Source organism: Sulfitobacter alexandrii (assembly GCF_001886735.1).
GTDB classification, from domain to species: domain Bacteria; phylum Pseudomonadota; class Alphaproteobacteria; order Rhodobacterales; family Rhodobacteraceae; genus Sulfitobacter; species Sulfitobacter alexandrii.
The window spans coordinates 2290313-2315119 of the sequence record NZ_CP018076.1 but is presented as its reverse complement, the minus strand read 5'-3'; the positions used below and the strand labels follow the sequence as shown (position 1 = coordinate 2315119).

Sequence of the window (24807 nt, the reverse complement as noted above, 5' to 3'; positions counted from 1 at the left end):
CACCTCGACTACGGGCAGATCAAGGTGCTCAAGGACGTTTCCCTCACGCTGGAGGAAGGCGAGCGGCACGTGATCATCGGCCCCAACGGCGCGGGCAAGACCACGCTGTTCAAGGTGCTTTCGGGTGAATTGCGCCCGACGGCGGGCCGGATCGTGATGGAGGGAGACGACATCAGCCGGACGGCGGGCTACCAGCGCGTGCGGCGCGGTGTCGGTCGGTCCTTTCAGGTGGCGCGGGTGTTCCACGAGATGACCGCGCTCGACAATGTCGCGGTCGCGGTGGAGGCGCGGCAGTCCTTCGAAGGGCGCAAGCCGGGGTTCTGGCGCATCTCGGCCACGCCCGAGGTCATCGGGGAAGCGACGCGGATGCTGGACGAACTGGGGCTTGCCAACCTGCGCGATACGCCCGCCTCGGCCATCAGCCACGGCGACCGCAAGCGGCTTGAACTGGCGATGAGCCTCGCGCTGCGGCCCCGCATCCTCATGCTGGACGAACCCACCGCCGGCATGTCGCCGACCGACCGCACCGCCGCGGTAAAGCTGATCGACCGGATCATCCGGGAAAACGGCATCAGCCTGATCCTGACAGAACACGACATGGGCGTCGTGTTCCAGCTCGGCACCCGGTTGTCGGTACTCAACTACGGCGAACTTGTCGTGTCCGGCACGCCGGAGGAAGTGCGCCGTAATCCGATGGTGCGGGAAATCTACCTGGGACGGAATGCCCATGCTTGAAGTGCGCAATCTGAACGCCTTCTACGGCGAGAGCCACATCCTCCACGGGATCGACCTCGACCTCGCGGCGGGCGAGAGCATCGCCCTGCTGGGACGCAACGGCGCGGGCAAGAGCACCTGTCTCAAGTCGCTGCTGAACGCCGATCCCCGGACCGAGGGCAGCATCCGCTTTGCCGAGACCCCGCTGGGCGCGCAGCCGGCCTTTGCCCGGTCGCGGATGGGCATGGCGCTGGTGCCCGAGGACCGGCGCATCTTTCCCATGCTCACCGTGGCCCAGAACATCGAGATGGGCGCTTTCGCCGCGCGTGACGGTCGCAAACCCTACACGCTGGACGAGGTGGTGGACCTTCTGCCGATGGTGGGGCCGCTGCTGTCCCGGCTGGGCTTCCAGTTGTCGGGCGGGCAGCAGCAGATGGTCGCCATCGCACGCGGGCTGATCGCGCGGCCACGCCTGCTGATGCTGGATGAACCGGCAGAGGGGCTTGCCCCCGTGATCGTGGATGAACTGGCCGATACCATCAACGCGATCCGCAAGGCGGAGGGGCGGTCCCTGATCGTGACCGAGCAGAACATCGACTTCGCCCGCGAGACGACGGACCGGCTGTATCTTCTGGATGTGGGATCTGTGGTCTTTTCCGGCTCTTGGGGAGATTTCGACCGCAACGGCGATCTCGTCGACCGATATCTCGTGCTTTAGGGAGACAGACATGACGATCAAGGAAAACCTGACCAGCGTCGAACCCTCCGCCGACCGGATCGCCCGCTTTCGCGAGGCCGGCATCTGGCGCAACCGGACCATCGCCGACGACATACGCGAGATCGCCTCGGCTTCTCCCGACAAGGTGCTCTGGGTCGAAGGCGACACGCGGCTGACGGCGGGTGCCGCCCTGAAGCAGGCAGAGGCGCTCGCGAGCAATCTGCACGACATGGGGTTGCGGGCAGGCGACGTGGTCAGCTTCCAGCTGCCGAACTGGACCGAGACGGTGGTGCTGGACATCGCCTGCGTGCTTCTGGGCCTCGTGGTGAACCCGGTCGTGCCGATCTATCGCAACGCGGAACTGGCGCTGATCCTGGCCGATTGCGAAGCCAAGGCACTGTTCATCCCGGAAAAATTCCGCAGTATCGACTATGCCGGGATGGTGGCCGACCTGCGCCCCGACCTGCCGGCGCTGGAACATGTCGTCGTAGTGCGCGGGACGCCGCGCGACGGGATGCTGTCCTTCGACGCTTTGCTGGAACCTGCCGGAAACGATGTGGCTTGGCCGGAACAGCGCCCCGAGGCGGCCAAGATGATCCTCTATACCTCGGGGACCACGGGCAGGCCGAAGGGCGTGCTGCACAGTCACGAGACCGTCGCCCGCGCCCTTCTGGCCTGTTTCGACCATTGGGGTTTGGCGCCGGACGACTGGACCCTGATGCCGTCTCCGGTCACCCACGTCACCGGCTTCAGCTACGGGATCGAGTGGCCGCTGACACAGCGGACGAGGACCGTGTTCATGGACCAGTGGGATGCCGATCGCGCGGTCGGGATCATCGATACCTACGGTGTCGCCTCGACCATCGGCGCCACGCCTTTTCTGGCCGAACTGGTCGGCGCGGCGGAACGGGCGGGGTCGCGGCTGCCCAGCCTGCGCATCTTCGGCTGCGGCGGTGCCGCTGTGCCGCCCGGGCTGATCCGCAAGGCCAACAAGACCTTTGCCAACACCTGCGCCTTCAGGGTCTACGGGTCCACCGAGGTGCCCGTGGTGACGCTTGGCTACATGGGCGACCGCAACGCGGAGCTGGCCAGTGACACGGATGGCGAGGTCGTCGACTACGAGGTCAAGCTTGTCGACGATGCCGGCCACAGCGTGTCCGAAGGGGAGGGCGAAGTGCTTGCCCGGGGGCCGGCCCAGTTCCTGGGCTATCTGCGCCCGGAGGACCGCGAGGGCGCCTTCAGCGCCGACGGATACTTCCTGACCGGGGACATCGGGCGGCGCGTGGACCATGCCGGTCTGCTCATCACCGGCCGCAAGAAGGACCTGATCATCCGGGGCGGCGAAAACCTGTCCGCCAAGGAGATCGAGGACGCGATGCACCAGCACGACGCGGTGACGGAGGCCGCCGTCGTGTCCATGCCGCATGACAGGCTGGGCGAGACCGTCTGCGCCTACGTGATCCCCGCCGGCGATGCGCGCCCCGATGTTCCGGCCTTTGCCGCGTTCCTGGGCGAGCTGGGGCTTGCCCGTCAGAAATGCCCCGAAAGGGTCGAATACGTCGACGACCTGCCGCGCACGGCTTCGGGAAAGGTGCGCAAGGACATCCTGCGCAAGCGCATATCGCAACAGGTTGCCGGCCCGGGGTCGTGATGGTGGCTGGCCTTGATGCGGGCTCTCGCATAGACTGGCTGTCCGATCCGGAACGCAAGCAGGAAGTCTGGAAGCGAAGACGCAGTGACGAAGGCAACTAGGACAAAGCCGCGCGCCATCTCGGCAGCGCAGCAGAAGCGCAACGAGGAAACGCGCCTTGCGATCATCCACAGTGCCGGTCATCTGGTCGGCACCAAAGGCTATGCCGGCTGTTCGATCGCCAAGGTGACCGAGCTTGCCAACATCTCTCACGGGGCGTTCTACCTGCATTTCAAGAACCGGCAGGAACTGTTCGACGTCCTGCTGCCCGAACTGGGCATGGAGATGGTCGCCCAGATCGCGATCGCGGTGCGCGGCGCCGAAACGCTGGAAGAGGTCGAGCGCCGCGGGATCACGGCCAACATCGACTACCTCGTGCGCCATCCGCATATCTACCGGGTGATGTACGAGGCGACCCAGCACGCGCCGGCCGCCTACAAGCGCCACGTGGAACTGCTGATCCGCGGGTACATGCGGTCTTTCCGGCGGATCCTGGGCGATGGGGTGCCAAACGCCCGTCAGGTCGAGGCCATCGCCGCGATGATGATGGGCGCGCGGTCCTTTCTCTTCATGCGGTTCTGCGAGGACGACTCGGACTTTCACCCGCTCGAGCCCGAACTGATAGAGACCTACGTCCGCTTCGTCGTGGCCGGGATCCACACCTGCCTCGACACCAGCGCCTGACGGCGGTCCGGACCGTCAGCCCGGAAAATGGCAGGCGACGCGCTGTCCGGGCCGGAATTCTACGGGCTCGGGCCGGTCGCGGGCGCAGATGTCCTGCGCGATCGGGCACCGCGTCCGGAACGGGCAGCCGCTCGGCGGATTGATCGGGCTCGGCACCTCGCCCTTCAGGATCACCCTTTCCCGGCGCGCGGCGGGATCGGGCAGGGGCACGGCGGACAGCAGCGCCTTGGTGTAGGGATGCGCCGGCGCGCTGAACAGCTGGTCGCGCCCGGCGATTTCCATGATGCGTCCCAGGTACATGACCGCGACGCGGTCGCTGAGATGTTCGACGACGGCGAGGTCGTGCGAAATGAACAGGATCGCAACGCCGAGCTCCGCCTGAAGCCGCATCAGCAGGTTGATGATCTGCGCCTGAACGGACACGTCCAGCGCCGAAACCGCCTCGTCGCAGACGATGAAATCCGGCTCCGAGGCGAGCGCGCGGGCAATGCAGATGCGTTGTCTCTGACCGCCCGAGAACTGGTGCGGCATCCGGTCCATGATGTCGGGTGAAAGCCCCACGAGCTCCAGGAGCTCGGAAACCCGCGCCCTGCGGTTCGCGCGGCCCGAGAGGATGCCGTGGCTGCGCAACGGTTCGGAGACGAGCGCCTCTACGTTCATGCGGGGATTGAGGCTGGAGAAGGGATCCTGAAAAACCATGTTCAGCCGCTTGCGGAAAGGCTTCAGCCGGGCCTCCGGCAGGCGGTCGATACGCGCGCCGTCCAGCCGCAGTTCGCCCGAAGTGGGATCGAGAAGCCGGGCCACGCAGCGCCCTACCGTCGATTTGCCGCAACCGGATTCCCCCACGAGCGACAGGGTCTCGCCCTGACGGACGGAAAAGCTGACGCCGTCGACCGCCTTGACGGCATTCACCTGCCGGCCGAGAAGACCGCCCCGGATCGGGAAGTGCTTGATCAGCTTTTCCACCTCGACAAGCGGCGCCGCGGGTTCCTGCAGATCACGCATCGGTTTTCTCCGTTTCCCGCGGCGCGAAGTGACAGGCGGCGAAGTGGCCTTTCGCCTTCTGCTCGAGCGCCGGATCGATCCGGGAACAGACGGCCTCGGCCCGGGGACAGCGGGGCGCGAAGACGCAGCCGGGGATATCTTGGGTGAGGTCGGGAACCCGGCCCGGAATCTCGCTCAGTTTCTCCGGCGTGCCGTCACGCCGGGCCCGGCCCAGCTTGGGCACGGCATTCATCAGGCCCTGGGTATAGGGGTGGCGGGGCCGGGCAAAGATGTCGGCGACGCTCGCTTCCTCGACCTTTCGGCCCGCGTACATCACCAGCACGCGCTCAGCGAATTCCGCGACGACGCCGAGGTCATGGGTGATCAGCAGGATCGCGGTGCCGGTGCGTTCCCGCAGGTCACGCAGGAGGTCGAGTATCTGTGCCTGAATGGTGACGTCGAGTGCTGTTGTCGGCTCGTCCGCGATGAGCAGGGCAGGATCGCAGGCGAGGGCCATCGCGATTATCACGCGCTGCCGCATGCCGCCCGACAACTGATGAGGGTATTCGTCGACCCGTTTTTCGGGCGACGGAATGCCCACGAGGCCAAGCATCTCGATGGCGCGTTCGCGCGCCTCGCGTTGGCTGGCCCCGGTGTGCAGGCGCACCGACTCGCCGATCTGGCGCCCGATGGTGTAGACGGGGTTGAGCGATGACATGGGCTCCTGGAAGATCATGCTGATCTCGCCGCCGCGCAGGCGGCGCATTTCGCGTTCCGATCTGTTGGCAAGGCTTTCACCGCGGAACCGGATGTCACCGGCGATCCTGCCGGGCGGCATGGGCAGCAGGCGCAGCACCGACATCGACGTGACGGACTTGCCGCAGCCCGATTCCCCGACGATCGCCAGCGCTTCGCCCTGGTCGATGGAGAAGGACAGCCCATCGACCGCGCGGTTCACGCCGCGATCCGTCTGGAAATGAACCTGAAGATCGGTGACATCGAGAAGGGCCATGCTCACACCCGCTTTGCGAGGCGGGGATCGACCGCGTCCCGCAGACCGTCCCCCAGAAGATTTACCGCCAGAACCGTGATGGACAGGAAGATGGCGGGGAAGAAGACGATGTTGGGTTTCACCTGCCACAGGGCGCGGCCTTCGGCCATGATGTTCCCCCACGACGGTATGGAGGTGGGCAGCCCCGCGCCGATGAAGGACAGGATCGCTTCGGTGATCATCGCAGAGGCGCAGATGTAGGTCGCCTGCACCGTGATCGGGGCAATCGTGTTGGGCAGGATGTGTTGCCGGATGATGCCCAGTTTCGACGTGCCGCAGGCCACCGCCGCTTCGACGTAGGCCAGTTCCCGCACCGACAGCACCGCCGAACGGGTGAGCCGGGCGACACGGGGTATTTCCGCAAGGGTGATGGCGAGGATCACGTTGAAGATGGAGCCCCCGCGCATCAGCGTCATCAGGGCGATGGCCAGCAGGATGGCGGGGATGGACATCATCCCGTCCATGATCCGCATGATGACGCCGTCCGCCCAGCGGGTAAAGCCCGCGAGCAGGCCGATGGCCATGCCGATGGCGGAGGCCAGAACAGCCACGCCAAGCCCGACGATCAGCGATACCCGCGCGCCGTAGACGGTGCGCGAAAAGATGTCGCGGCCGAGCATGTCGGTCCCGAAGTACGCTTCGGGCGAGGGCGACTGCACCCGCAGGGCAGGGTTCAGGGCGGCCGGGTCCGTCGTGGCGATCAGCGGCGCGAAGACCGCCATGACGACGATGAGGCCCAGCAGGGCGCCGCCCAGCCACATCGTCGGATGACGTCGCAGCGTTCGCATGAACGCGCTGCGCGCGGGCCGCACCGGGATCACGACAGGCATCTGCCGGGCGGCGACGAAGTTTTCCGGGGTCGAAGAAGGGCGGGTCAATATCTGATCCTCGGGTCGATGACGGTATAGCTCAGGTCGATCAGCAGGTTGATGATCACGTAGACGAAGCTGAACAGCAGGATCACCGCCTGGATCACCGGATAGTCGCGGCGCAGGATCGAATCCACGATCAGCCGGCCAAGACCGGGAAGCGCGAACACGCTTTCGATCACCACGGCGCCACTGATGACCAGCGTGATGCCGATGCCGATCACCGTGACGATCGGGACCGATGCATTGCGCAGGGCATGGATGAAAAGCACGGCGAAATCCGAAGCGCCCTTGCCCCGCGCGGTGCGGATGTAATCCTGTTGCAGGGTTTCCAGCATCGTGGCGCGCGTGATGCGGGCGATGATCGCGATGTAGAAGGTCGCAAGCGTGAACGACGGAAGCAGCAGGCTGCGCAGCCAGGGCCACGGGCCTTCGGCGAAGGGCGTGTATCCTTGCACGGGCAGCAGCCCCAGTTGCAGTGCGAGGGTCCAGGCCAGCACGTAGCCGATGACGAAGACGGGGACCGAAAATCCGAGCACCGCGAAAAGCATGATGGCCCGGTCCAGCAGGCTGCCGTGTTTCCAGGCGGCCAGCACGCCGAGCGGAACTGCCACGGTGATCGCGATGATCATGGTGACGATCATCAGCGACAATGTCGGCTCGACCCTTTGCAGGATCATGGTCGAGACGGGCAGTTGCGTGAAGATCGACGTGCCGAAATCGCCCCGGAAGACGCCTCCGGACCATTCGAGAAAGCGGACGGGAAAGCTCCGGTCAAGACCGAGATCGGTTCGGATGGCCTCGATCTCGGCCTGTGTCGCCTGGTCGCCGGCGAGGATCGCCGCCGGGTCGCCCGGCGTGATGTAGAGAAGCGAGAAGACGAAGAGCATCACGAAGGCCACGACCGGAACGGTCGCAAGAATGCGTCGCAGGATATAGCCGGTCATGGTGCTCCTGGGCCCCGTCCGTTCGGGGGCGTCGAGGTGGGACTAGTGGCCGGCACCGGCGGAGGGTTCCGCCGGTGCCACTTTCGTCACCGCGTCAGCCGCGGCGGATGTTCCAGAACATGTCCACCGACCCCTGCAGGGCGCCTTGCAGATCGGCACGGACCGCGCCAGACCTGTAGGACAGACCCAGCGGCAGTGTCGGAACCTGGTCGATCGCGCGGTTCTGGATATCGAGATAGAGCTTGGCCGCCGTGTCCGGGTCTTCCGCCGCGAGCCAGTCCACCACGAGCTGTTCCATCTCGGCGTCCTCGTACCAGCCCCACCAGCCGGATTCACCCAGGCCGCGGGTCGTGGCATTGGTGGCGGGGTTGTTGATCGAAATTGCCGGCCAGTTCGTCGCGGCGAGGTTCCAGCCTCCGTTTTCGACGGTTTCCTTGGACACCCGCCGCTGCACGACGGTGCCCCAGTCGGTGTCGACCAGATCCACGTTGAAGCCGATCTTTTCCAGAAGATCCGCGATCAGCAGACCATGCGGGTGGATCGAGGAAATGTCGGTGGGATTCAGGATGACAACCGGTTCGTTGTTGTAGCCCGCATCCATCACAGCCTGTTTCGCGGCCTCGACGTCGAGGCTGCCCATGATGCCTTCGCCGACCTGTTCGACCCCCGGCGTGCCGCAGGGGAACAAGGCGAGGCATTCTTCGCGGTCGTCGGGATTGGCCGCCACCGACTGCAGGAACGGCACCTGGTCCACCGCCTTGAGCACCGCGCGCCGCAGTTCGACGTTGTCGAAAGGCGGGATCAGGTGATTGAAGCGGACCACATGCATGATGCCGTAGGGGTCGGTGCGGTGGAGGTTGACGTCCGGGCTTGCCTCGATGACCGGTTGCAGGTCCGTGAGCACCGCGCCCAGCCAATCGACCTCGCCCGCCTGGATCGCGGCGATCGCCGTCGCATCGTCGGGGATGATCTGCCACTCGAGCCGGTCGAAGTTGACCTGCTTGCCGCCCGATGTCCATTCGGCCTCGCCTTCGCGCGGGATGTAGTCGGCGAATTTCTCGTAGACCACGCGATCGCCCGAAACATATTCGTCCGCCACGAAGCGGAAGGGGCCCGAGCCCACCATCTCGGTGATCTGGGTCTGCGGATCGGTGGTCGCCAGCCGTTCGGGCATCATGAAGGCGGGCCGCGAATGCGGCTTGCCGATGGCGTCGAGCACCGGACCGAAGGGGCGAGTCAGCTTGATCACGATGGTCTTGTCGTCCGCGTGACCGAAGCTTTCGGTCGCCGCGCCAAGCGCCTGACCGAAGGGGTCGAGCTTGGCCCAGCGGGCGAGGCTGGCCGCGCAGTCCTGGGCCCGCACCGGTTCGCCGTCGTGGAACTTCAGCCCGTCCCGCAGCGTGATCCGCCATTCCAGACCGTCATCCGAGACACTGTGGCCTTCGGCCATCTGGGGCTGGGGGTTCTGGTCGGCGTCGACGCCGTAGAGCGTATCGAACACGCAGTATCCGTGGGTCACGGACACGGCTGCCGGCGTGAACACCGGATCGAGTATCGTCAGGTTCGATGCGGGGACGTATTTCAGAACGGAGCTGCCGGCGGACTGGCCGAACGCCGGCAGTGAAAGCAACGGTGAAGCTGCGGCGGCGCCGAGCAGGGTACGACGTTTGATCATTGGATTTCCTCTCTGTTTTATGCTCTTTTCCACGCCTTTCGGCGTGCTGTCGGCTGATTAGATTGGTTTTGGCGCGGCCTCGTCGTCGGCTGGCCAGAACGGTCGCGTGCGATTTTCCCATGCGACGTCCTCCAGCCGCAACGGCGTGCCGCCGGGGCCGTGGATGGCAATGAAATCGACATCCTCGGACAAGAGTTTGCGGAAGTTCATGAGGTTCTTGAAGCTGATCAGGCGACACTCCGACACGTTGATGCCGCAGGCGGCGTAATGTTCGTCCGTGTGCTCGTAGATGGCATGGCTGACGCACAGGATGCGCAGGCCGCCGACCCGCAGGACGGCGGAAGGCCCCAGGGTGGTCGTGAGGTTCGCCGCGGGGCCGCCGCTGTAGGTGAATGACCCGTCGTGCAGGCTTTCGACACGTGCGGTGACGCTGACCGGCTGATGCCAGCGGTCATCCAGCCAGGCGCCGATGCGGAACTCGGCTTCGCCGCCTTCTCCCAACTCGAAAGCCTGCCGTGCTGCTGCGGGGTCGTAGATGCAGACCGCGGACGGCGTATCGGGCGCAAGTTTCAGGATGGCCGAGAGCAGGGCAGGGGCGTCGCCCGCTGCGCCGCCGCCGATACTGTCGGGCGCATCCACCAGCAGCGTTGTCTTGGCGTCCGACCGCAAGGCAGCTTGCACCGCCTCGTCCGCCGTCATCGCCTCAAGCTCGAAGTCCCTCCGGCGGTCCCACATCTCGTCCAGAATGTTCTGCGCGATGGTGTCTGCCGCTTCCGGGTTCCCGTCCGTCACGGCGAGGCCGGTGATGCCGACGTCGGCCATGTCCAGCCAGGGCTGGACCGGAAAATAGCTGACACTCAGGGCCTTCCCATCCTCTTCGAACCGCCGCGCCGCCGCGGCAACCTCGGCCATGGGGGCACCGTCGAGCGTTGCGCCGCCCAGCACGGGCAGGATGGCATTGTACTTGCGGATGCGTGTGACCGGCGCGATTTCGCCCCGCAGCGCCCCGACGAGCAGCCTTGCCGCTTTCTGACCGGTTTCAAAGGCGTCCACGTGGGGGTAGGTTTCGTATCCGACGATGATATCCGCGTTGGCGGCCATCCGATCCGTCACATGGGCATGAAGATCAAGACTTGCCGCGATCGGCACCTTCGGCCCGACGATTTTCCGGACCCCCTGCAGGATGGCACCCTCGGGATCCTTTTCGACACCGCAGATCATGGCGCCATGCAGCGCGAGGTAAACCCCGTCGAGGGGCATCTGCGCGGAGATGCCATCGAGGATCTCGGACAATGTTTCCTGAAAGAACGTCTCGTCCACGTGACCGCCGGCACCGCCCTTGCACGCCAGTATCGGCGCAAGGTCGCAGTTGGCCTCCTGCAGGATGCCGATGCCTCCGGCCAGGGCGGTCCGTTTGCCCGATGCGAATTCAAGCACGTCCGCGCCTTTCGGGAATCCCTTGCGTTCGAAGTCCTCCCTCCGGTCGATCCGGAGCGACAGGCTGTTTCCTTCATATTCAAAGCTGGCGATGGCGACGCGCAAGTTCTGACCTCTCTCGTCTTTGTGGAACGTTCAGGCAGTCTGTCCGCCGATGTGCCCGGGCCCTGGGGACGCGCGGGGAAGGGCATTGATTATTGAAGTTACCGGTAACTTTGCTATTGTCAACATCAGTGTTGATGACCTTTTCCCCTTTGGGGTGCGGTCGTTTCGCCGGGGAAAGAGATGGAAGAAGACGGCATCCGCTACCGTCGGCCGAAGCAGCGGCAGGCCAAGGTCCTGATGCGTGACGTCGCGCGGATGGCCGGCGTGTCGACCCAGACCGTCTCGCGGTATTTCAGAACGCCCGACACGATCACGGCGGAAAATCGGGAGCGTATCTCGCGCGCCGTCGCGGAAACGGGATATTTCCCCAACCCTGCGGCCAGCAGCCTTTCGGCCAACCGGACCAACCTCGTCGCGGTCATCGTGCCGACGATCGACCACTCCATCTTTTCCGAGATCGTCGCCGGGCTGACGTCGGTGACCGAAGCGGCGAACCAGATGCTTCTGATCGCCCACAACGGCTACTCGGTCGAGAAAGAAGAACAGCTTGTCGAGCGTTTCCTCGCCTACAACGTTTCCGGCATTGCCCTTGTCGGTCAGCTTCACAGCGACCGGACAAGGGAGATGCTGCAAAGATCGGGAACGCCGACGGTCGAGTTGCTTGAATGCGATGCGCCACCCATCGACATGGCGGTCGGGCTGTCCAATTTCACGGCTTCCTACGAAATCACCAAGGGTCTCATCGACAGGGGCAGGTGCAACATCGGCTTCATTTCCGCCCCGACCGATGGCAACGACCGCGTCAGGCAGCGGTTGAAGGGCTACTCGGCCGCGCTGAGCGATGCGGGCCTGCCGATCCTGCATCAGCACATCGCGCACGGGCAGTTCGCCATCGAGAACGGCGCGCGCGCCTTCGACGAGATGTACAGGCGTTCACCCGGCATCGATGCGATCGTGTCCAACGATATCCTCGGGCTGGGGGTACAGTTGCAATGCAGGCGCATGAACCTGTCGGTTCCCGCGGATGTTGCCATCACGGGGTTCGACAACCTCGAACTGTCGTCGATCCTCGATACCCGGCTGACGACCATCAAGATGGATACACGCGCCATGGGGGTTGCCGCGGGCCAGAAACTGCTGGCACGGCAGGTCCTGTCGGATATCGACGACCCGGTCACGCGGTTTCCCTACGAAATCCTGTGGCGCGAAACGACCCCCTGACCTGCAGGCGCCGGCGGCACACCGTTCAGTTCGCGGCCGGTTCCGCGTCGGTCGCCGCATCGGTATCTTCCGTGTTCCGGTTCCATTGCAGCAGATCGTAGAGGACCGGCGTCAGGAACAGGGTCAGGATCGAGGCGAAGAGAAACCCGCCGATGATCACGATGCCGATGGAAAACCGGCTGGCGGCCCCGGCACCGCTGGACAGGACGAGCGGCACTGCGCCAAGCACCGTGGACATGACGGTCATCAGGATCGGCCGCAGCCGTACAGCCGCCGCCTCGATGACCGCGTCGCGCACGTCGCACCCCTCGCGGCGCAGCTGGTTGGCGAATTCGACGATGAGGATCCCGTTCTTGGCCATCAGCCCGATCAGCATGACCATGCCGACCTGCGTGTAGATGTTGATCGCCTCGCCCAGCAGGAACAATGTCACCAGCGCCCCCGCCGCTGCCAGCGGCACCGACAACAGGATCACGACGGGCTGGATGAAGCTTTCGAACTGCGCCGCGAGGACAAGGAACACGATCAGCAGCGCCAGCGCAAAGGTCACCGCGATCCCGCCGGACGTTTCCTGAAAACTCTGCGCCTGACCGGCGTAGGAGATCTGCATCTGGGGGGGCAGGTCGCCTGCGAGGCTTTCGACCTTGGATATTGCGGAGCCGAGGTCCACCCCGTCGGCCAGCGAGGCCGAGATTTCCACGCTGGGTTGGCGGTTGTACCGGTTGTAGGCCGCGACCGAGGCGCGCCGTTCGAGGGTGACAAGCCCGTCCAGCGGGACCAGCGCACCGCTCGAGACCCGCACGTTGACATTGCGCAGGTCGTCCGTGTCGGCGCGGCGCGCGTCCGGGGCCTGCAGGATCACCGGGTACTGGCGGTCGCGCGAGATGAACTCGGTCACCTCGGCGGAGGCGAAGAAGGTGCGCACCGCGTCAGAGATGGTGCGCACGTCGACGCCGATCTCGCGCGCCATTTCGCGGTTCACGTCGATGTCGTACCCCGGCGTGTTGACCTCGTAGTTGCGGCGGACGCCGACGAAATCCGGGTCGCTCCGCAGGGCATCCGCCATTCGGCCGGAATAGTCGGCGGCTTCCTCGAAACTGGGGGCCGTCACGATCAGTTCAAGGCCCGAACCGCCGCCCGCATCAAAGCCGGACGGGGCGAAACTGCGCACGTTGGCGGTCGTGATCTGGGCGAATTTCGGCCGCAACTCGGCCAGAACATCGCGCGGGCCCATGTCGCGCTCGCCCCAGGGGGTCATGATGGTCACGACGAATGCGCGGCCGGTTTCGCCGTACTGGCCGACGATGGCGATGGTATCGGCCACCACGCCCCGGTCGCGATAGGGCGCGATCAGCTCTTCGACCCTATCCACCGCCGCGTCCGTCAGCCCGAGTGCGGAACCGGGCGGGGCCTGCACGGAGACAAAGAAGATGCCCCTGTCGGAATCGGGTGTCAGCTGTGACGGAAGCTGCTGGTACAGCGTCCAGGACATCCCCGAGAGGGCGGCGGCGATGGCGAGGACGGCCAGGGGCGCGCCGATGGCCCGCGTCAGCAGGTTTCGATAGCCGTTCGAGGTGCTCTTGGTCACCTTTTGGACCAGCCGCGAGAAGCGGCTCTTGTTCATGCCCTTGGTCAGCACCCGCGACGCGATCACGGGACAGAGGGTAAGTGCCACGAAGGTGGACAAAGCCACCGCGATGGCCAGCGTCACGCCGAATTCGCGGAACAGCTTGCCGAGCTCACCTTGCAGAAAGGAAAGCGGCACGAAAACCGAGATCAGCACCGCCGACGTGGAGACGACGGCAAAGAAGACCTGGTTCGCGCCGGACCGCGCGGCTTCGCCGGGGGTGTCGCCTTCCTCGATCCGGCGCTCGATGTTTTCCAGCACCACGATGGCGTCGTCCACCACCAGCCCGATGGCGAGGATCAGCGCAAAGAGCGTGAGGGTGTTGATGGAAAAACCCGCGATGGCGATGCCGGCGCAGGCCCCCACGAGCGCGATGGGGATGCACACCGCGGGCACGATGGTGGCCCGGATCGACGTCAGGAACAGGTAGATTACCGCGACGACGATGGCGACGGAAATCGCCAGCGTGGTCAGCACCTGCCGGATGGAATTTCGTATGAAATCAGCGTCGTCGGAGCTGATGTTCAACTCGGTGCCGCCGGGCAGCTGGGTGGCGATGTCCTCGACCTCGGCCCGAACCGCGCTGGAGATCGACAGCGTGTTCGCCGAGGATTGCCGCAGAACGCCCAACCCGATGGCGGTTTCACCGTTGGCGCGAAATTCGCTGTTGTCGCTTTCGGTGCCGATCTCGACCCGCGTCACGTCGCCCAAGAGCACGCGGCCACCGTCATCGGACCGGACGATCAGCTGTTCGAACTCCGCCACGCTCGTCAGCCGGGTCTGGGTCCGCAGCAGATAGGTCCGCGAGTCGCTTTCGAGCTGCCCCGCGGGTAGTTCGAGGTTGTTGGCACGCAGCGCCGCCGCGATCTCGTTCGCGGTCACGCCACGGGCCGCCATGGCATCGGGGTCGAGCCAGACCCGCATGGCATAGGGCCGGTCGCCGTAGATCTGAACCGCCGCGACGCCGGACAGGGTTTCCAGCCGGTCGGTGATGAAGCGGTCCGCGTAATCCGTAAGCTCCGGCGCCGACAGGCTGTCCGACGTCATGGTCATCCAGATGATCGGGTCGCCCTGGCTGTTGTTCTTCTCGACCTGCGGCTCCTCCGCTTCGGCGGGCAGGTCGCCCGTGACCGACTGGACGGCGGCGCGGATGTCCGAGGCGGCCTGGTCGATGTCCCGGCCTTGCTCGAACGTGATGACAGTACGCAATCCCCCCAGTTCGGATTCGGTGGAGATACTGTCGATCCCCGCCACGGAGGAGATCGCACCCTCGATCACGGTGGCCAGTTCGCTGTCCACCACGCCGGGTCCGGCGCCGATGTAGGGGACGCTGACGGTGATCTGCGCGGTGGAGGTGTTGGGCAGTTCGCGCACCGGCATTCGCATCAGCCCGGCCACGCCGATCACGACGATCAGGATCGACATCACCGTGGCCAGAACGGGGCGGCGGATGGAGAGGTCCGAGAGCGTCAATTCAATGCTTCCTGCGAGGTCTGTTCGTCGATCTCGACCTGCGCCCCGTCGGTCAGGTTGTCCCAGCCCGCCACGACCACGCGGTCGTCCGCAGACAGCCCCTCGCGCACCTCGGTGAGCCCGTCGACCGACCCGCCGGCCACCACCTCCGTCCGTTTCGCGGTGTCCTCCGCGATGGTATAGACGAAGGTCGTCATGCCTTCGCTGATGATCGCATCGTCCGGGATCGCCAGCGCCTCGTAGGTATCGAGCACAAGGCGCGCGTTTGCGAACATGCCGCCCACAAGCCGCCCGTCGGGATTGTCGAGCCGCGCGCGCACGTCGAAACTCCGCGCCGACAGGTCGATCTCGGGGGCGCGGACCGCGACGGTGCCCTCGAAGGTGTCATCCGGGTAGGCGGGGGTGCGCAGCGTGACGGCCTGTCCCGCCTGCACCTGATCGAAGTAGCGCTCGGGCAGGGACAGGCGCACCTCGACCGCGCTCAGGTCGTAAAGCGTCGTGATGACGCTGTCCGGCCCGAGAAAACTGCCCGGTTCCACGTCCACCAGCCCCAGCATGCCGCTGAAAGGCGCGCGGAGCGTGCGGTCTTCCAGTGTCGCGCGGGCCGAGGCGAGCGCGGCTTCGGCTCGCAGATAGGCGGCGCGGGCTTCTTCCACCCGCGCTTCCGCGGCCGCGTTGCTTTCGCCCAGTTCCTCGAAACGCTGGAAATCGCTGCGGGTCTGGCCCAGTGTCGCCTCCGCTTCCATGACCGCCGCCTGGGCGGCGCGGTCGTCCAGGCGCAGCAGCACCTCGCCCTCGGTCACGGACGCGCCGGAGACGATCGCGACCTCGGTCACCCGTCCCGAGGCGACGGGCATCAGCTCCACCGCGCGGACGGCGCGCAGCGTGCCGACGCCCGATATGTCCCGATCGATTGTGCGTTCCTGCGGGGTTGCGACGCCGACACGTGTCAGCTGCGACCCGGGTTGGCCGCTGTCCTCGTTGCCGTCCTCGGCCAGAAGCAGGCGGGTGCCCCAGACGCCGCCGGCCGCGAAAGCGGCCACGAGGCACAGGCCCAGAACGATCTTGACTATCTTTGCCACCGGCAGGTCGCTCCCTTTCAATCCGGCACGCACTTGTGTCGATGTCGCGGCGCCGCTTGACACGAAGACCTAGGTCGCGAGGCCCCGATGGACACAAGAGCGGCAATAGGTCACAGCTATGTGTAAGGACCGAGAGGAGGGCCGCATGGATCTTGAACTGAAGGGACGGCACGTGCTGGTGACCGGCGCGTCAAAGGGGATCGGGCTGGAAACCGCGCGGGCCTTCGCGGCGGAGGGCGCGCGCGTGACGCTCGTATCGCGAAGCCGGGACGCCCTCAGTGCGGCACGGGAGGCCTTGGTCGCAGACAGCGGCGCGGTGGTGGATTGCCACGCCGCCGACCTTTCCGACGATGCCGCGCGCGCTGCGTTGTTCGACGACCTGCCGGACGTCGATATCCTCGTGAACAACGCGGGGGCTATCAAGTCCGGCCCGCTGTCCGAGCGCACGATGGACGACTGGCGCGTGGGGTTCGATCTCAAGGTCTGGGGCTACATACATCTTTGCATGCTCTACGCGCCCCGGATGCGAGCGCGGGGCGCGGGGACGATCATCAACATCATCGGCATGGGCGGCCGGGCGGTGCGGCCTTCCTACATCATCGGGGCGGCGGGCAACGCGGCGCTGATCGGCTTTACCAATGCGCTGGGGGCGGAAACGCCGCAGGACGGTGTTCGGGTTTTCGGGATCAACCCCTCGGCCACGCGGACCGACCGGATGACCGATCGGCTGCGCGCCGCCGCGCGCGACCGCTTCGGCGACGCGGACCGCTGGGAGGAACTGCTCGACCCGGACAGGTTTCCTTTCGGCAGGCCGGCCCACGCACGGGAGGTCGCGGCACTGGCCGTCCTGCTGGCAAGCCCGAAGGTGCATTACCTTTCCGGCACGGTGGTCGACATGGATGGCGGGGGCCAGTGGGCAGGCTGACGGGGCAGGCGGTCAGGCCAGAACCTCGAGCCATAGCCAGATCGTCAGAAGCGAGCTGGCCGTCGCGATGAGCACCGAGGACGCCGCCACGCGGCGGCCCCTGCCGTACATGTCAGCGAAGATGTAGGCGTTGATGCCCGGCGCCATGGCTGCCGTCAGCACGCCGGAACGGAAGGCGTCCTGCGGCAGCGACAGGGCACTGCCAAAGCTCCAGACCAGCGCGGGATGCACCAGCAGCGTGATCGCGCAGACCATCGCGATGGCGATCTTGTCGCCTTCGGGCTTGTACTGGATCAGCACGCCGCCAAGCGCGAACAGGGCCGCGGGCAGCGCGGCGCGCACCACCAGCGACAGCGCGTCGTCCACCACGCCGGGGATCGGCAGACCGGTGGCATTGACCACGAACCCTGCCAGGATCGCCACCACCAGCGCGTTGCGGAACATCGCGCGCCCGACCGAGGCCGCAAGGCGGGTCAAGGATTGCCCCCGGTTGCGCACCACCTCCATCACCGTGATCCCGACCCCGTAGCAGAACGGCGAATGAAACGCGATGATCGCATAGTTGCCGGTCAGGGAGTCCGCGCCGTAGGCGCGCTCGGAGATGGGCAGGCCGAGCAGGACGGAGTTGGAAAACAGGCAGCAGAACCCGATCGCGACGCAGTCCTCCCAAGGGCGGCCCAGCAGCAGGCGCGACCCGAACAGGCCGAGCGCGAAACAGATCGTCGCCCCCGCGTAGAAGCTGATCAGCAGCGCCGGGTCGAAATCATTGCCGAGATCGAGTCTCGAGATCGCCTGGAACAGCAGGCAGGGAATCGCGATGTTCGTCGTGAACCGCATCACGCCGCTTATGCCCCCCACCGGGAACAGGCCGCGCCAGACGGCCACGTAGCCGAACCCGATCACCAGGAAGACGGGCAGGATGACATCGAGGAGGTTCTGCACGTGCAGGGCTTTCGCATTGCGGGTCAGCCGCGGGCTCGGGCCCCGGCACCCCTTTGGAATGGGTCAAGGCCCGGAAGGCGGATCAGCCGAGCGGAAAGGTCAGCACCATGCCGTCGTAGGCCGGGTCGATATGGTCGGGTGTCTCGGCGGCCAGGGTGCGGTAGTCGAGATCGTTGTGCATGTTGGTCAGGACCGCCCGTCGCGGCTTCAGCTGGTCGATCCAGTCGAGGGTCTGCGCGAGGTGGCTGTGGGTCGGATGGGGATCGCGGCGCAGGGCGTCGACGATCCAGCACGTCAGCCCGTCAAGTTGCGTCCACGCCGCCTCGGGAATGCGCACCACGTCGGGCAGGTACGCCACGTCGTTCACGCGAAAGCCTAGGGCGTCCATGCCGCCGTGGTTCACCTCGAAGGAGGCGAATGTCAGCGCGCCGCCGGGGCCGTCGATGGTCACGTCGCCCGCGATGTCGTTCATCTCGAGGATGGGCGGATACATCGAGCCTTCGGGCCGGATGAAGGCATAGCCGAAGCGTTCCATCAAGGCCGCGCGCGTCGGGGCGTCCGCCCACACCGGCAGGCGCGCGCGCATGTTGATGACGATCATCCGCAGATCGTCGAGGCCGTGCACGTGATCGGCGTGGGAATGGGTATAGAGCACCGCGTCGAGCCGTCCCACGCCGGCATCCAGAAGCTGGCTGCGCATGTCGGGCGAAGTGTCGATCAGCACGGTCGTGGTGCCCGCGTCGGTGATCCGTTCGACCAGTGCCGAACACCGGCGGCGGTGGTTGCGCGGTTCGGCCGGATCGCAGTCACCCCACTGGCCGCCGAGGCGCGGGACGCCGCCGGACGATCCGCAGCCGAGGATGGTCACGCGCATCTCGGCCATCAGGCAGCCCGTTCGTAGCGCGCGGCCTTGCTGAACAGCCGGTCGAAGTTTGCCTGCGTGCGGGCGGCGAATTCGGCGTAGTCGAGGCCGAAGGTGTCGGCCGCGCGCCGCGCGGTATGGGCGGTGAAGGCCGGTTCGTTCGTCTTGCCCCGGTGCGGCGGCGGCGCGAGGTAGGGCGCGTCGGTCTCCACCAGTATCCGGTCCAGCGGCGCCTCCGCGAAGATGTCGCGCAAGGCATCCGATTTCGGGAACGCGGTAATCCCCGACATGCTGAGATAAAAGCCGAGGTCCAGCGCGGTACGGGCGAGCGCCGCCGACGAGGAGAAGCAGTGCATCACGCAGCCGAAGGGCCCGTTGGCGTATTCTTCGGACAGGATCGTGGCCATGTCGTCGTCGGCATCGCGCGCATGGATGATCAGGGGCAGGCCGCTCTCACGGGCCGCGGCGATGTGCACGCGCAGCGATGTCTTCTGTATCTCGGCGCTGTCGGAGGTGTAGTGGTAGTCGAGCCCGGTCTCGCCGATGCCGACCATCTTGGGATGGCGGGTCAGCGCCAGCAGATCGTCCACGCTGGCCAGCGGTTCTTCGGCGGCTGACATCGGGTGCGTTCCGGCGGCGTAGAACACGGGCGCGTGGCTTTCCGCGATGGCCCGGACGGCGGGTTCGTTGCGCAGCCGGGTGCAGATCGTGACCATGCGGGTCACGCCGGCCTCTGCCGCGCGTTCGACGACCTGCGGCAACTGGCCTGCGAAATCGGGGAAATCGAGGTGGCAGTGGCTGTCGGTGATCTGGGGGGTCATGCGTGTCTTCCTATCGGGGCGCGTGTTCTGCGATCCTGTGGAGGGTATCTAGGACCAGGGCGGCAGGGTCAAGGTTGACTGCCAGCCCGTGCCGCGCCCGGTCCGATACCTCCTGTGCGAGATCGGCCCAGATCCGGCCCTGCTGCGGGGTGGGGGCCAGCCGGGCCAGCGCTTCGGCCTCGCCCCGTGCGGCCTCGACCGCGGGGGGGCGCCGGTTGCGCCGGTGCGGGCAAGGCGCGCCAGCATCAGGTCGACAAGCGTGAACAGCAGCAGCAGCTTTTCCTCGGCGCCGCGCTGGGCCGCCGCTTCGGCCAGCTTGATCGCGCGGGCGCGGTCCAGCCGGGGCACCGAGGACAGCAACGCCACCAGTTCCGCGTAGATCGTCAGGCCGCCCATCAGCGACAGTCGCAGCGCGCCGCCGACCGACCCGCCCGAAAGCTCCGCCAGCGCCGCCGGGTCGCCCTCGACCGCCACGTCAGAGGCGGACAGGGCCGTCGCCATCTCGTCCGGTGTCAGCGTGCCCAGCCGCAGGGTGCGGCAGCGGGACCGGATCGTCGGCAGAAGGCCCGACGGCTGGTGACTGATCAGCAGGAGCGTCGCACGGGCGGGCGGTTCCTCGAGCATCTTGAGCAGCGCGTTGGCGGCGTTCACGTTCATCTCGTCCGCGGCGTCGATGATGACGACCCGGCGACCGCCGTCGGCCGCGGACAACTGGAAAAAACCGTTCAGCGCGCGAATGTCGTCCACGACAATCTGCTTGCGCATCCGTTTCGTTTCCGGGTTCACCGTCCGGATCACGGATTTCAGGCTGCCTTCACCGCCCGAGGCCACACGGCGCGCGACGGGGTGGTCGGCGGGGATCTCCAGCGTGTCGGGCACCTCGGGTGCGAACATGCCGTCCGTATCGGGATCGGGCGTGGCCAGAAGGAACCGGGCGATGCGCCAGGCGAGCGTCGCCTTGCCGACCCCGCGCGGACCGGTCAGCAGCCACGCATGGTGCAGCTTGCCGCTGTTCCAGGCGTCGAGAAACCCGGCCTCGGCCTCCGACTGGCCGACCAGCACGCGCGTCTCGCGCGGGTGCGGCGCACCGGCCAGCTGATCGGGAGGAAGGGCATCGTCGCTCATGGCTTCCGTTTAGCACGGATCACGGCGGTTGGAAGGGGGTGGGGCGGCGACCCTGCAACCTGCGGTAGGAAATGCCGACAGGCCGGGAAGTTGCAATGGGCGAATAGGGCGGTTTCTCCCCCGATTAGGGGAGTGACCGCAAGCCGCTTCACAGGGCTATTGATGCCATGGTTTCGCCAGTCCTCCGCGTATTCAGTGCAGGTCAGCGCGGCGTCCATCTGATTGTGTTCAAGAGCCACAAAGGGGAATTTCCAGTGAAGTATCAAAGTATATTGCGGGCAGGTCTGTTGGGTGCGTCCTGTCTGTCGTTGGCCGCCTGCCTGGGCAACGGCAATGGCGCCGCGATCGGCGGCGGCGGTGGTGGCGGCGGCGGTGGCCCGGCCACGACACGCGCGGAATACGACGCCAAGTTCGACCAGCTTCAGAACACCACCAGCCTTGCGCCGACCAGCGTGGAACTCGTGGGGCAGGGCACCTTCCGCGGCAACACGCTGTTGAACGTCACCACCAATGACCAGGCGGCCACCCAGGGCTACGCGCTCGGCGATCTGGAAGTGCAGGCGGACTTCGACAACGAAACCATCGCCGGCACCGCGACCAACTTCCGCGGTGAAATCGGCGGCAATGCCTTTACCCTCGATGGCACGCTGGACAGCGCGAACGGGATCGCCCCTTCGGTCCTGAGCGAACAGGTCCAGCCGATCATTCTGCCCCCCGGCGTACCGCCGATCCCCGGCGCGCCCACCGAAGTGGTCACCAACACCTTCACATTGAACATGGGCGGTCAGCTCGCCGACCCGGTCAGCGGCAGCATCGGCAACGTGTATCTGGGCCTCGGCGGATCGTTCCTCGGCCCGATCGGCGGTGGTCAGGCGCAGGCGGCGGTCGGCCCTGCCACGGTCGTGGTGACCGAACAGCCCGGCGGCGCACCGATCGTGATCGGTGGCGGCGGCACCTTCGTGCTGGAACGCGACTGAGCTCAGGCATACAGGACAAAAGGAAAGGCCCCGCACGCGGGGCCTTTTGCCTTTTCAACGACTGGCGGGGATCAGCCCTGCCGGGACGCTGCGAAATCGGTCGCGACGGACAGGACGTCGGCGGCCACCGCGTCGATGCCGCGCGCGCCGTCGATCACGCGGTAGCGTTGGGCGTACTCTTCGGCCAGTGCCAGGAATCCCGCGCGCATGGCCTGTTGCAGCGTTTCCCCGAAATCCTCGAACCGCTCTTCCAGTCCCTTTCGGGACAGGGCCCGGCTCAGCCCCTCGGTGGGGTCCATGTCGATCAGGATGGTCAGGTCGGGCTCCATGCCGATCATCAGGTCGTGCAGGCTGTCCACCACGCCCCGCAGGTCGCCGCGCGACATGCCCTGGTACATGCGGGTGGAGTCCGCGAACCGGTCGCAGACGACCACCTTGCCCGCCGCCAGTGCCGGGCGGATCGTGCGTTCGACGTGGTCGCGGCGCGCCGCCGTGAACAGCAGGATCTCGGTTTCCGCCGACCAGCGGTCGGGATCGCCCTGCAGCACCAGCGCGCGGATTTCCTCGGCGCCCGGCGAACCGCCCGGCTCGCGCGTCAGAACCACCTCGTGGCCCAGCTCGCGCAGGTTCTCGGCCAGCAGCCTGGCCTGGGTGGACTTGCCCGACCCGTCGATCCCTTCAAAGCTGATGAACAGCCCCTGGCCGCTCACGAGGCTTCCTGCGGACCTGCGTTGAGGCGCGCCAGAAGGTGTTGGGCCGCAGCGGCCAGCTTGATCATGAAGCCGCCGGGCGCCACGTCATCGGCCGCGACAAGCGGCACCCGTACCTCGGGCAGGCCATCGCGGGTGATTACAAGTTCACCCATTTCCGCGCCTTTCTCGATCGGCGCCTTGAAGGGCCCCTGATAGATCGCCTCGGCCTTGACCTCGGCACTGCCGGTGTAGGGCGTGAGCATCGTCAGGGTGTCCTTCAGCTCCAGCCCCACGGTCTGGACGGCGCCCAGGGCGACGGGCACTTCGGTGATGCGGGTGCCGGCCTCGCCCAGCGTGCGTTCGGAGAACTGCCGGAAGGCCCAGTTCACGATGGCCTCGGATTCCTGCGCGCGGGCTTCCGCGGTGTCCAGCCCCGAGATCACGAAGACCACACGGCGGTCACCCTGCTTGGCCGAACCGACAAGGCCGTAGCCCGCTTCGGTGGTGTGCCCGGTCTTGAGCCCGTCGGCGCCGATGCCGAGCGACAGCAGCGGGTTGCGGTTGTAGCGATTGGCGGCCTCGTTCTCGTCGAAGAGAAACTCCTTCTCCGCGAACATCGGGTAGAACTGGGGGAAGTCCGTGATCAGCCGGGTGGCCACCAGCCCCAGGTCGCGCATGGACATGCGGTGCCCCGGTTTGGGCCAGCCGTTGGAGTTCATGAAGGTCGAATTCGTCATGCCCAGTTGCTGGGCGCGGGTGGTCATGTCGCGGGCGAACCGGGCTTCGGTGCCGGACAGCGCCTCGGCCAGGACCACGCAGGCGTCGTTGCCGGAAAGGACGATGATGCCGCGCAGCAGATCCTCGACCGAGACGCGCTCCCCCTGCTGCAGGAACATGGTGGAACCGCCGTAGGCCGCCGCCTCGGCGGAGACCAGCAGCTCGTCGTCCAGTTCCAGCCGGCCGTTCTCCAGTGCCTCGAACGCCATGTAGAGCGTCATCAGCTTGGACATCGACGCGGGCGGCAGCGGCTGGTCGGCATTCTTGGCCAGCAACACCGTGCCGGTCGTCAGGTCATAGACATAGGCCGCGCTCGCCTTGGTTTCGAAGGCTTGGGCGGGAAGGCTGAACAGGATCAGCGCCAGGCAGGCAGCGATATGGCGGATCATGGTCTTTTTTGACTCCTGTGTTAGCTCGACACGGCGTAGGCGTCCGAGAAACCCTCGCCCTTGATCTTGTCGATCAGGGTGTTGAGTTCGGACTGGCTGGAGGCCGGGCCGACGACGACGCGCCAGAACGGCTTGCCGTTGATTTCCGATTTCTTGACAGTCGGGAGCAGCCCGGCCCCGCGCATCTGCTTGGCCGCGCGCTCCGCGTTGTCCTCGACGCTGAAGATGCCGATCTGGACGAAAGGTTTGCCCAGGCTGGACGCAGGTTTCGGGGCAGGGGCGGGCTTGGGCGCGGGCGGCACGGGCTGCGCGGCGGCCGGTACCTCGGCAGGTGCACCCGCCTGGCCCTCGGACGCGGTGGGCGCCAGAGTGGTTTCCGTCACCTCGGCGGGCGCCTGAACGCTCTGCGCCGCGGCTTCGGCCTCGGCGGCTTCCTCCGCTTCCTCGCGGCGCAGCGCCACGACGTTCAGCTGTGCAGGCGCGCCGGCCAGCACGCCCAGGGCCGCCGCGGCATCCGAGGACATCTGCAGCTTGGGCCCCGGCAATTCGCGTTCGCGGCGGAACAGGGCGCCGATCACGAACTTGCCGTTCGCCTCGTTGCGGATGATCACCCGCTCCGGCTCGGTCACGTCGGGATGCGCCACCCAGACACCGCCGAGCGACGGCCGCCCGTCCCAGAGACCCTGATCGGTCACGTTGAAGACCTCGGGGGCCTCCACATCGCGCTCGACCAGCCGGGTAGAGCGGGGCGCCCCCGTCGCGCCGGCCTCCGCCTTGGGTTTGAGGAATCCGAACTGGCCCGTGTCTTCGCATCCTGCCAGCAGTCCCATCGACAGGGCCAGCCCCGCCATCAGGGTGGCGCGACCTGCGCGAATGTCGGAGCGAAAGTGAAGCCTGCTCATCTGTGTTGGTCCTTGCCTGCCGACCTTCGTAGGTCATTTCCTGCCGCGCGCGCGGCAACGCTCAACACCCCCTTTGCGGGGGTTTTGCGCACTCTAACGTGCAAGCGGCAGCCTGAAA

21 protein-coding genes and 2 pseudogenes are annotated in these 24807 nt (G+C 66.4%); 8 read left to right on the top strand and 15 right to left on the bottom strand.

What is annotated here, in order from left to right:
- Window positions 1-39 precede the first annotated feature (39 nt).
- The 5 genes and pseudogenes from BOO69_RS23690 to BOO69_RS11375 all read left to right on the top strand — a co-directional run.
- Window positions 40-492 (top strand): annotated as a pseudogene (locus tag BOO69_RS23690) (ATP-binding cassette domain-containing protein); the annotation flags it as partial.
- Window positions 484-735 carry an ABC transporter ATP-binding protein C-terminal domain-containing protein gene (locus BOO69_RS23685; protein WP_418361307.1) on the top strand — a complete coding sequence of 84 codons (252 nt, stop codon included), beginning with the start codon at window positions 484-486 and terminating at the stop codon, window positions 733-735. The pseudogene BOO69_RS23690 and the gene BOO69_RS23685, both read left to right, overlap by 9 nt.
- A complete protein-coding gene (locus tag BOO69_RS11385; protein ID WP_071972273.1) occupies window positions 728-1432 on the top strand; it encodes an ABC transporter ATP-binding protein in 705 nt (234 codons plus the stop codon). The genes BOO69_RS23685 and BOO69_RS11385 overlap by 8 nt, the downstream gene beginning before the upstream one ends.
- Before the next feature lie 10 nt (window positions 1433-1442).
- The gene (locus BOO69_RS11380; protein WP_083545506.1) at window positions 1443-3083 is read left to right on the top strand and encodes an AMP-binding protein; all 1641 of its coding nucleotides are present in this window, start codon (window positions 1443-1445) and stop codon (window positions 3081-3083) included.
- Between the two features lie 84 nt (window positions 3084-3167).
- Window positions 3168-3806: a TetR/AcrR family transcriptional regulator gene (locus tag BOO69_RS11375; RefSeq protein ID WP_071972272.1), complete on the top strand. Its 639-nt coding sequence runs from the start codon at window positions 3168-3170 to the stop codon at window positions 3804-3806.
- A 15-nt stretch (window positions 3807-3821) separates the two neighbouring features.
- Here the strand turns inward: BOO69_RS11375 and BOO69_RS11370 are convergent, their stop codons facing one another.
- The 6 genes from BOO69_RS11370 to BOO69_RS11345 all read right to left on the bottom strand — a co-directional run bounded on the left by BOO69_RS11370 (window position 3822) and on the right by BOO69_RS11345 (window position 10874).
- The gene (locus BOO69_RS11370; RefSeq protein WP_071972271.1) at window positions 3822-4811 is read right to left on the bottom strand and encodes an ABC transporter ATP-binding protein; all 990 of its coding nucleotides are present in this window, start codon (window positions 4809-4811) and stop codon (window positions 3822-3824) included.
- Complete coding sequence (locus BOO69_RS11365) at window positions 4804-5802, bottom strand: ABC transporter ATP-binding protein (protein ID WP_071972270.1); 999 nt, start codon at window positions 5800-5802, stop codon at window positions 4804-4806. The genes BOO69_RS11370 and BOO69_RS11365 overlap by 8 nt, the downstream gene beginning before the upstream one ends.
- 2 nt (window positions 5803-5804) lie before the next feature.
- Entirely contained in the window at window positions 5805-6719 is a 915-nt protein-coding gene (locus BOO69_RS11360) for an ABC transporter permease (protein ID WP_237267444.1), read from the bottom strand.
- Window positions 6716-7657: an ABC transporter permease gene (locus tag BOO69_RS11355; protein WP_071972269.1), complete on the bottom strand. Its 942-nt coding sequence runs from the start codon at window positions 7655-7657 to the stop codon at window positions 6716-6718. Before BOO69_RS11355 ends, BOO69_RS11360 begins: the two co-directional genes overlap by 4 nt.
- A gap of 94 nt (window positions 7658-7751) precedes the next feature.
- Complete coding sequence (locus BOO69_RS11350; protein WP_071972268.1) at window positions 7752-9332, bottom strand: ABC transporter substrate-binding protein; 1581 nt, start codon at window positions 9330-9332, stop codon at window positions 7752-7754.
- Between the two features lie 57 nt (window positions 9333-9389).
- Entirely contained in the window at window positions 9390-10874 is a 1485-nt protein-coding gene (locus tag BOO69_RS11345; RefSeq protein WP_071972267.1) for a M81 family metallopeptidase, read from the bottom strand.
- Window positions 10875-11054: 180 nt separating this feature from the next.
- Between BOO69_RS11345 and BOO69_RS11340 the strand changes: the two genes are divergently transcribed.
- Window positions 11055-12095, top strand: coding sequence for a LacI family DNA-binding transcriptional regulator (locus tag BOO69_RS11340; RefSeq protein ID WP_071972266.1), 1041 nt, complete (start codon window positions 11055-11057; stop codon window positions 12093-12095).
- 25 nt (window positions 12096-12120) lie between these two features.
- On the opposite strand, the gene BOO69_RS11335 is transcribed toward BOO69_RS11340, so the two are convergent.
- Both BOO69_RS11335 and BOO69_RS11330 read right to left on the bottom strand, forming a co-directional pair.
- Window positions 12121-15195, bottom strand: coding sequence for an efflux RND transporter permease subunit (locus tag BOO69_RS11335; RefSeq protein WP_071972265.1), 3075 nt, complete (start codon window positions 15193-15195; stop codon window positions 12121-12123).
- Window positions 15192-16277, bottom strand: coding sequence for an efflux RND transporter periplasmic adaptor subunit (locus BOO69_RS11330; RefSeq protein ID WP_071972264.1), 1086 nt, complete (start codon window positions 16275-16277; stop codon window positions 15192-15194). Before BOO69_RS11330 ends, BOO69_RS11335 begins: the two co-directional genes overlap by 4 nt.
- A gap of 145 nt (window positions 16278-16422) precedes the next feature.
- Between BOO69_RS11330 and BOO69_RS11325 the strand changes: the two genes are divergently transcribed.
- Window positions 16423-17202: a short-chain dehydrogenase/reductase gene (locus BOO69_RS11325; RefSeq protein ID WP_071972263.1), complete on the top strand. Its 780-nt coding sequence runs from the start codon at window positions 16423-16425 to the stop codon at window positions 17200-17202.
- A gap of 12 nt (window positions 17203-17214) precedes the next feature.
- Here the strand turns inward: BOO69_RS11325 and BOO69_RS11320 are convergent, their stop codons facing one another.
- The 4 genes and pseudogenes from BOO69_RS11320 to BOO69_RS11305 form a co-directional block, all read right to left on the bottom strand.
- Window positions 17215-18144 carry an AEC family transporter gene (locus BOO69_RS11320; RefSeq protein ID WP_071972262.1) on the bottom strand — a complete coding sequence of 310 codons (930 nt, stop codon included), beginning with the start codon at window positions 18142-18144 and terminating at the stop codon, window positions 17215-17217.
- An 82-nt stretch (window positions 18145-18226) separates the two neighbouring features.
- On the bottom strand, window positions 18227-19027 hold the full coding sequence (locus tag BOO69_RS11315; protein WP_071972261.1) for an MBL fold metallo-hydrolase: 801 nt from the start codon (window positions 19025-19027) through the stop codon (window positions 18227-18229).
- Window positions 19027-19827, bottom strand: coding sequence for a TatD family hydrolase (locus BOO69_RS11310; RefSeq protein ID WP_071972260.1), 801 nt, complete (start codon window positions 19825-19827; stop codon window positions 19027-19029). The genes BOO69_RS11315 and BOO69_RS11310 overlap by 1 nt, the downstream gene beginning before the upstream one ends.
- Before the next feature lie 10 nt (window positions 19828-19837).
- Window positions 19838-20952: pseudogene (locus BOO69_RS11305) on the bottom strand (DNA polymerase III subunit delta').
- Window positions 20953-21260: 308 nt separating this feature from the next.
- On the opposite strand from BOO69_RS11305, the gene BOO69_RS11300 reads away from it, so the two are divergent.
- Entirely contained in the window at window positions 21261-21929 is a 669-nt protein-coding gene (locus BOO69_RS11300) for a hypothetical protein (protein WP_156874915.1), read from the top strand.
- Window positions 21930-22000: 71 nt separating this feature from the next.
- Here the strand turns inward: BOO69_RS11300 and tmk are convergent, their stop codons facing one another.
- From tmk to BOO69_RS11285, 3 genes are read right to left on the bottom strand one after another with little or no spacing between them, the layout of a single operon-like run.
- A complete protein-coding gene (gene tmk, locus BOO69_RS11295; protein ID WP_071972258.1) occupies window positions 22001-22639 on the bottom strand; it encodes a dTMP kinase in 639 nt (212 codons plus the stop codon).
- On the bottom strand, window positions 22636-23787 hold the full coding sequence (locus BOO69_RS11290; protein WP_071972257.1) for a D-alanyl-D-alanine carboxypeptidase family protein: 1152 nt from the start codon (window positions 23785-23787) through the stop codon (window positions 22636-22638). The genes tmk and BOO69_RS11290 overlap by 4 nt, the downstream gene beginning before the upstream one ends.
- A gap of 20 nt (window positions 23788-23807) precedes the next feature.
- Entirely contained in the window at window positions 23808-24689 is an 882-nt protein-coding gene (locus BOO69_RS11285; protein WP_071972256.1) for an SPOR domain-containing protein, read from the bottom strand.
- Window positions 24690-24807: the final 118 nt, after the last annotated feature.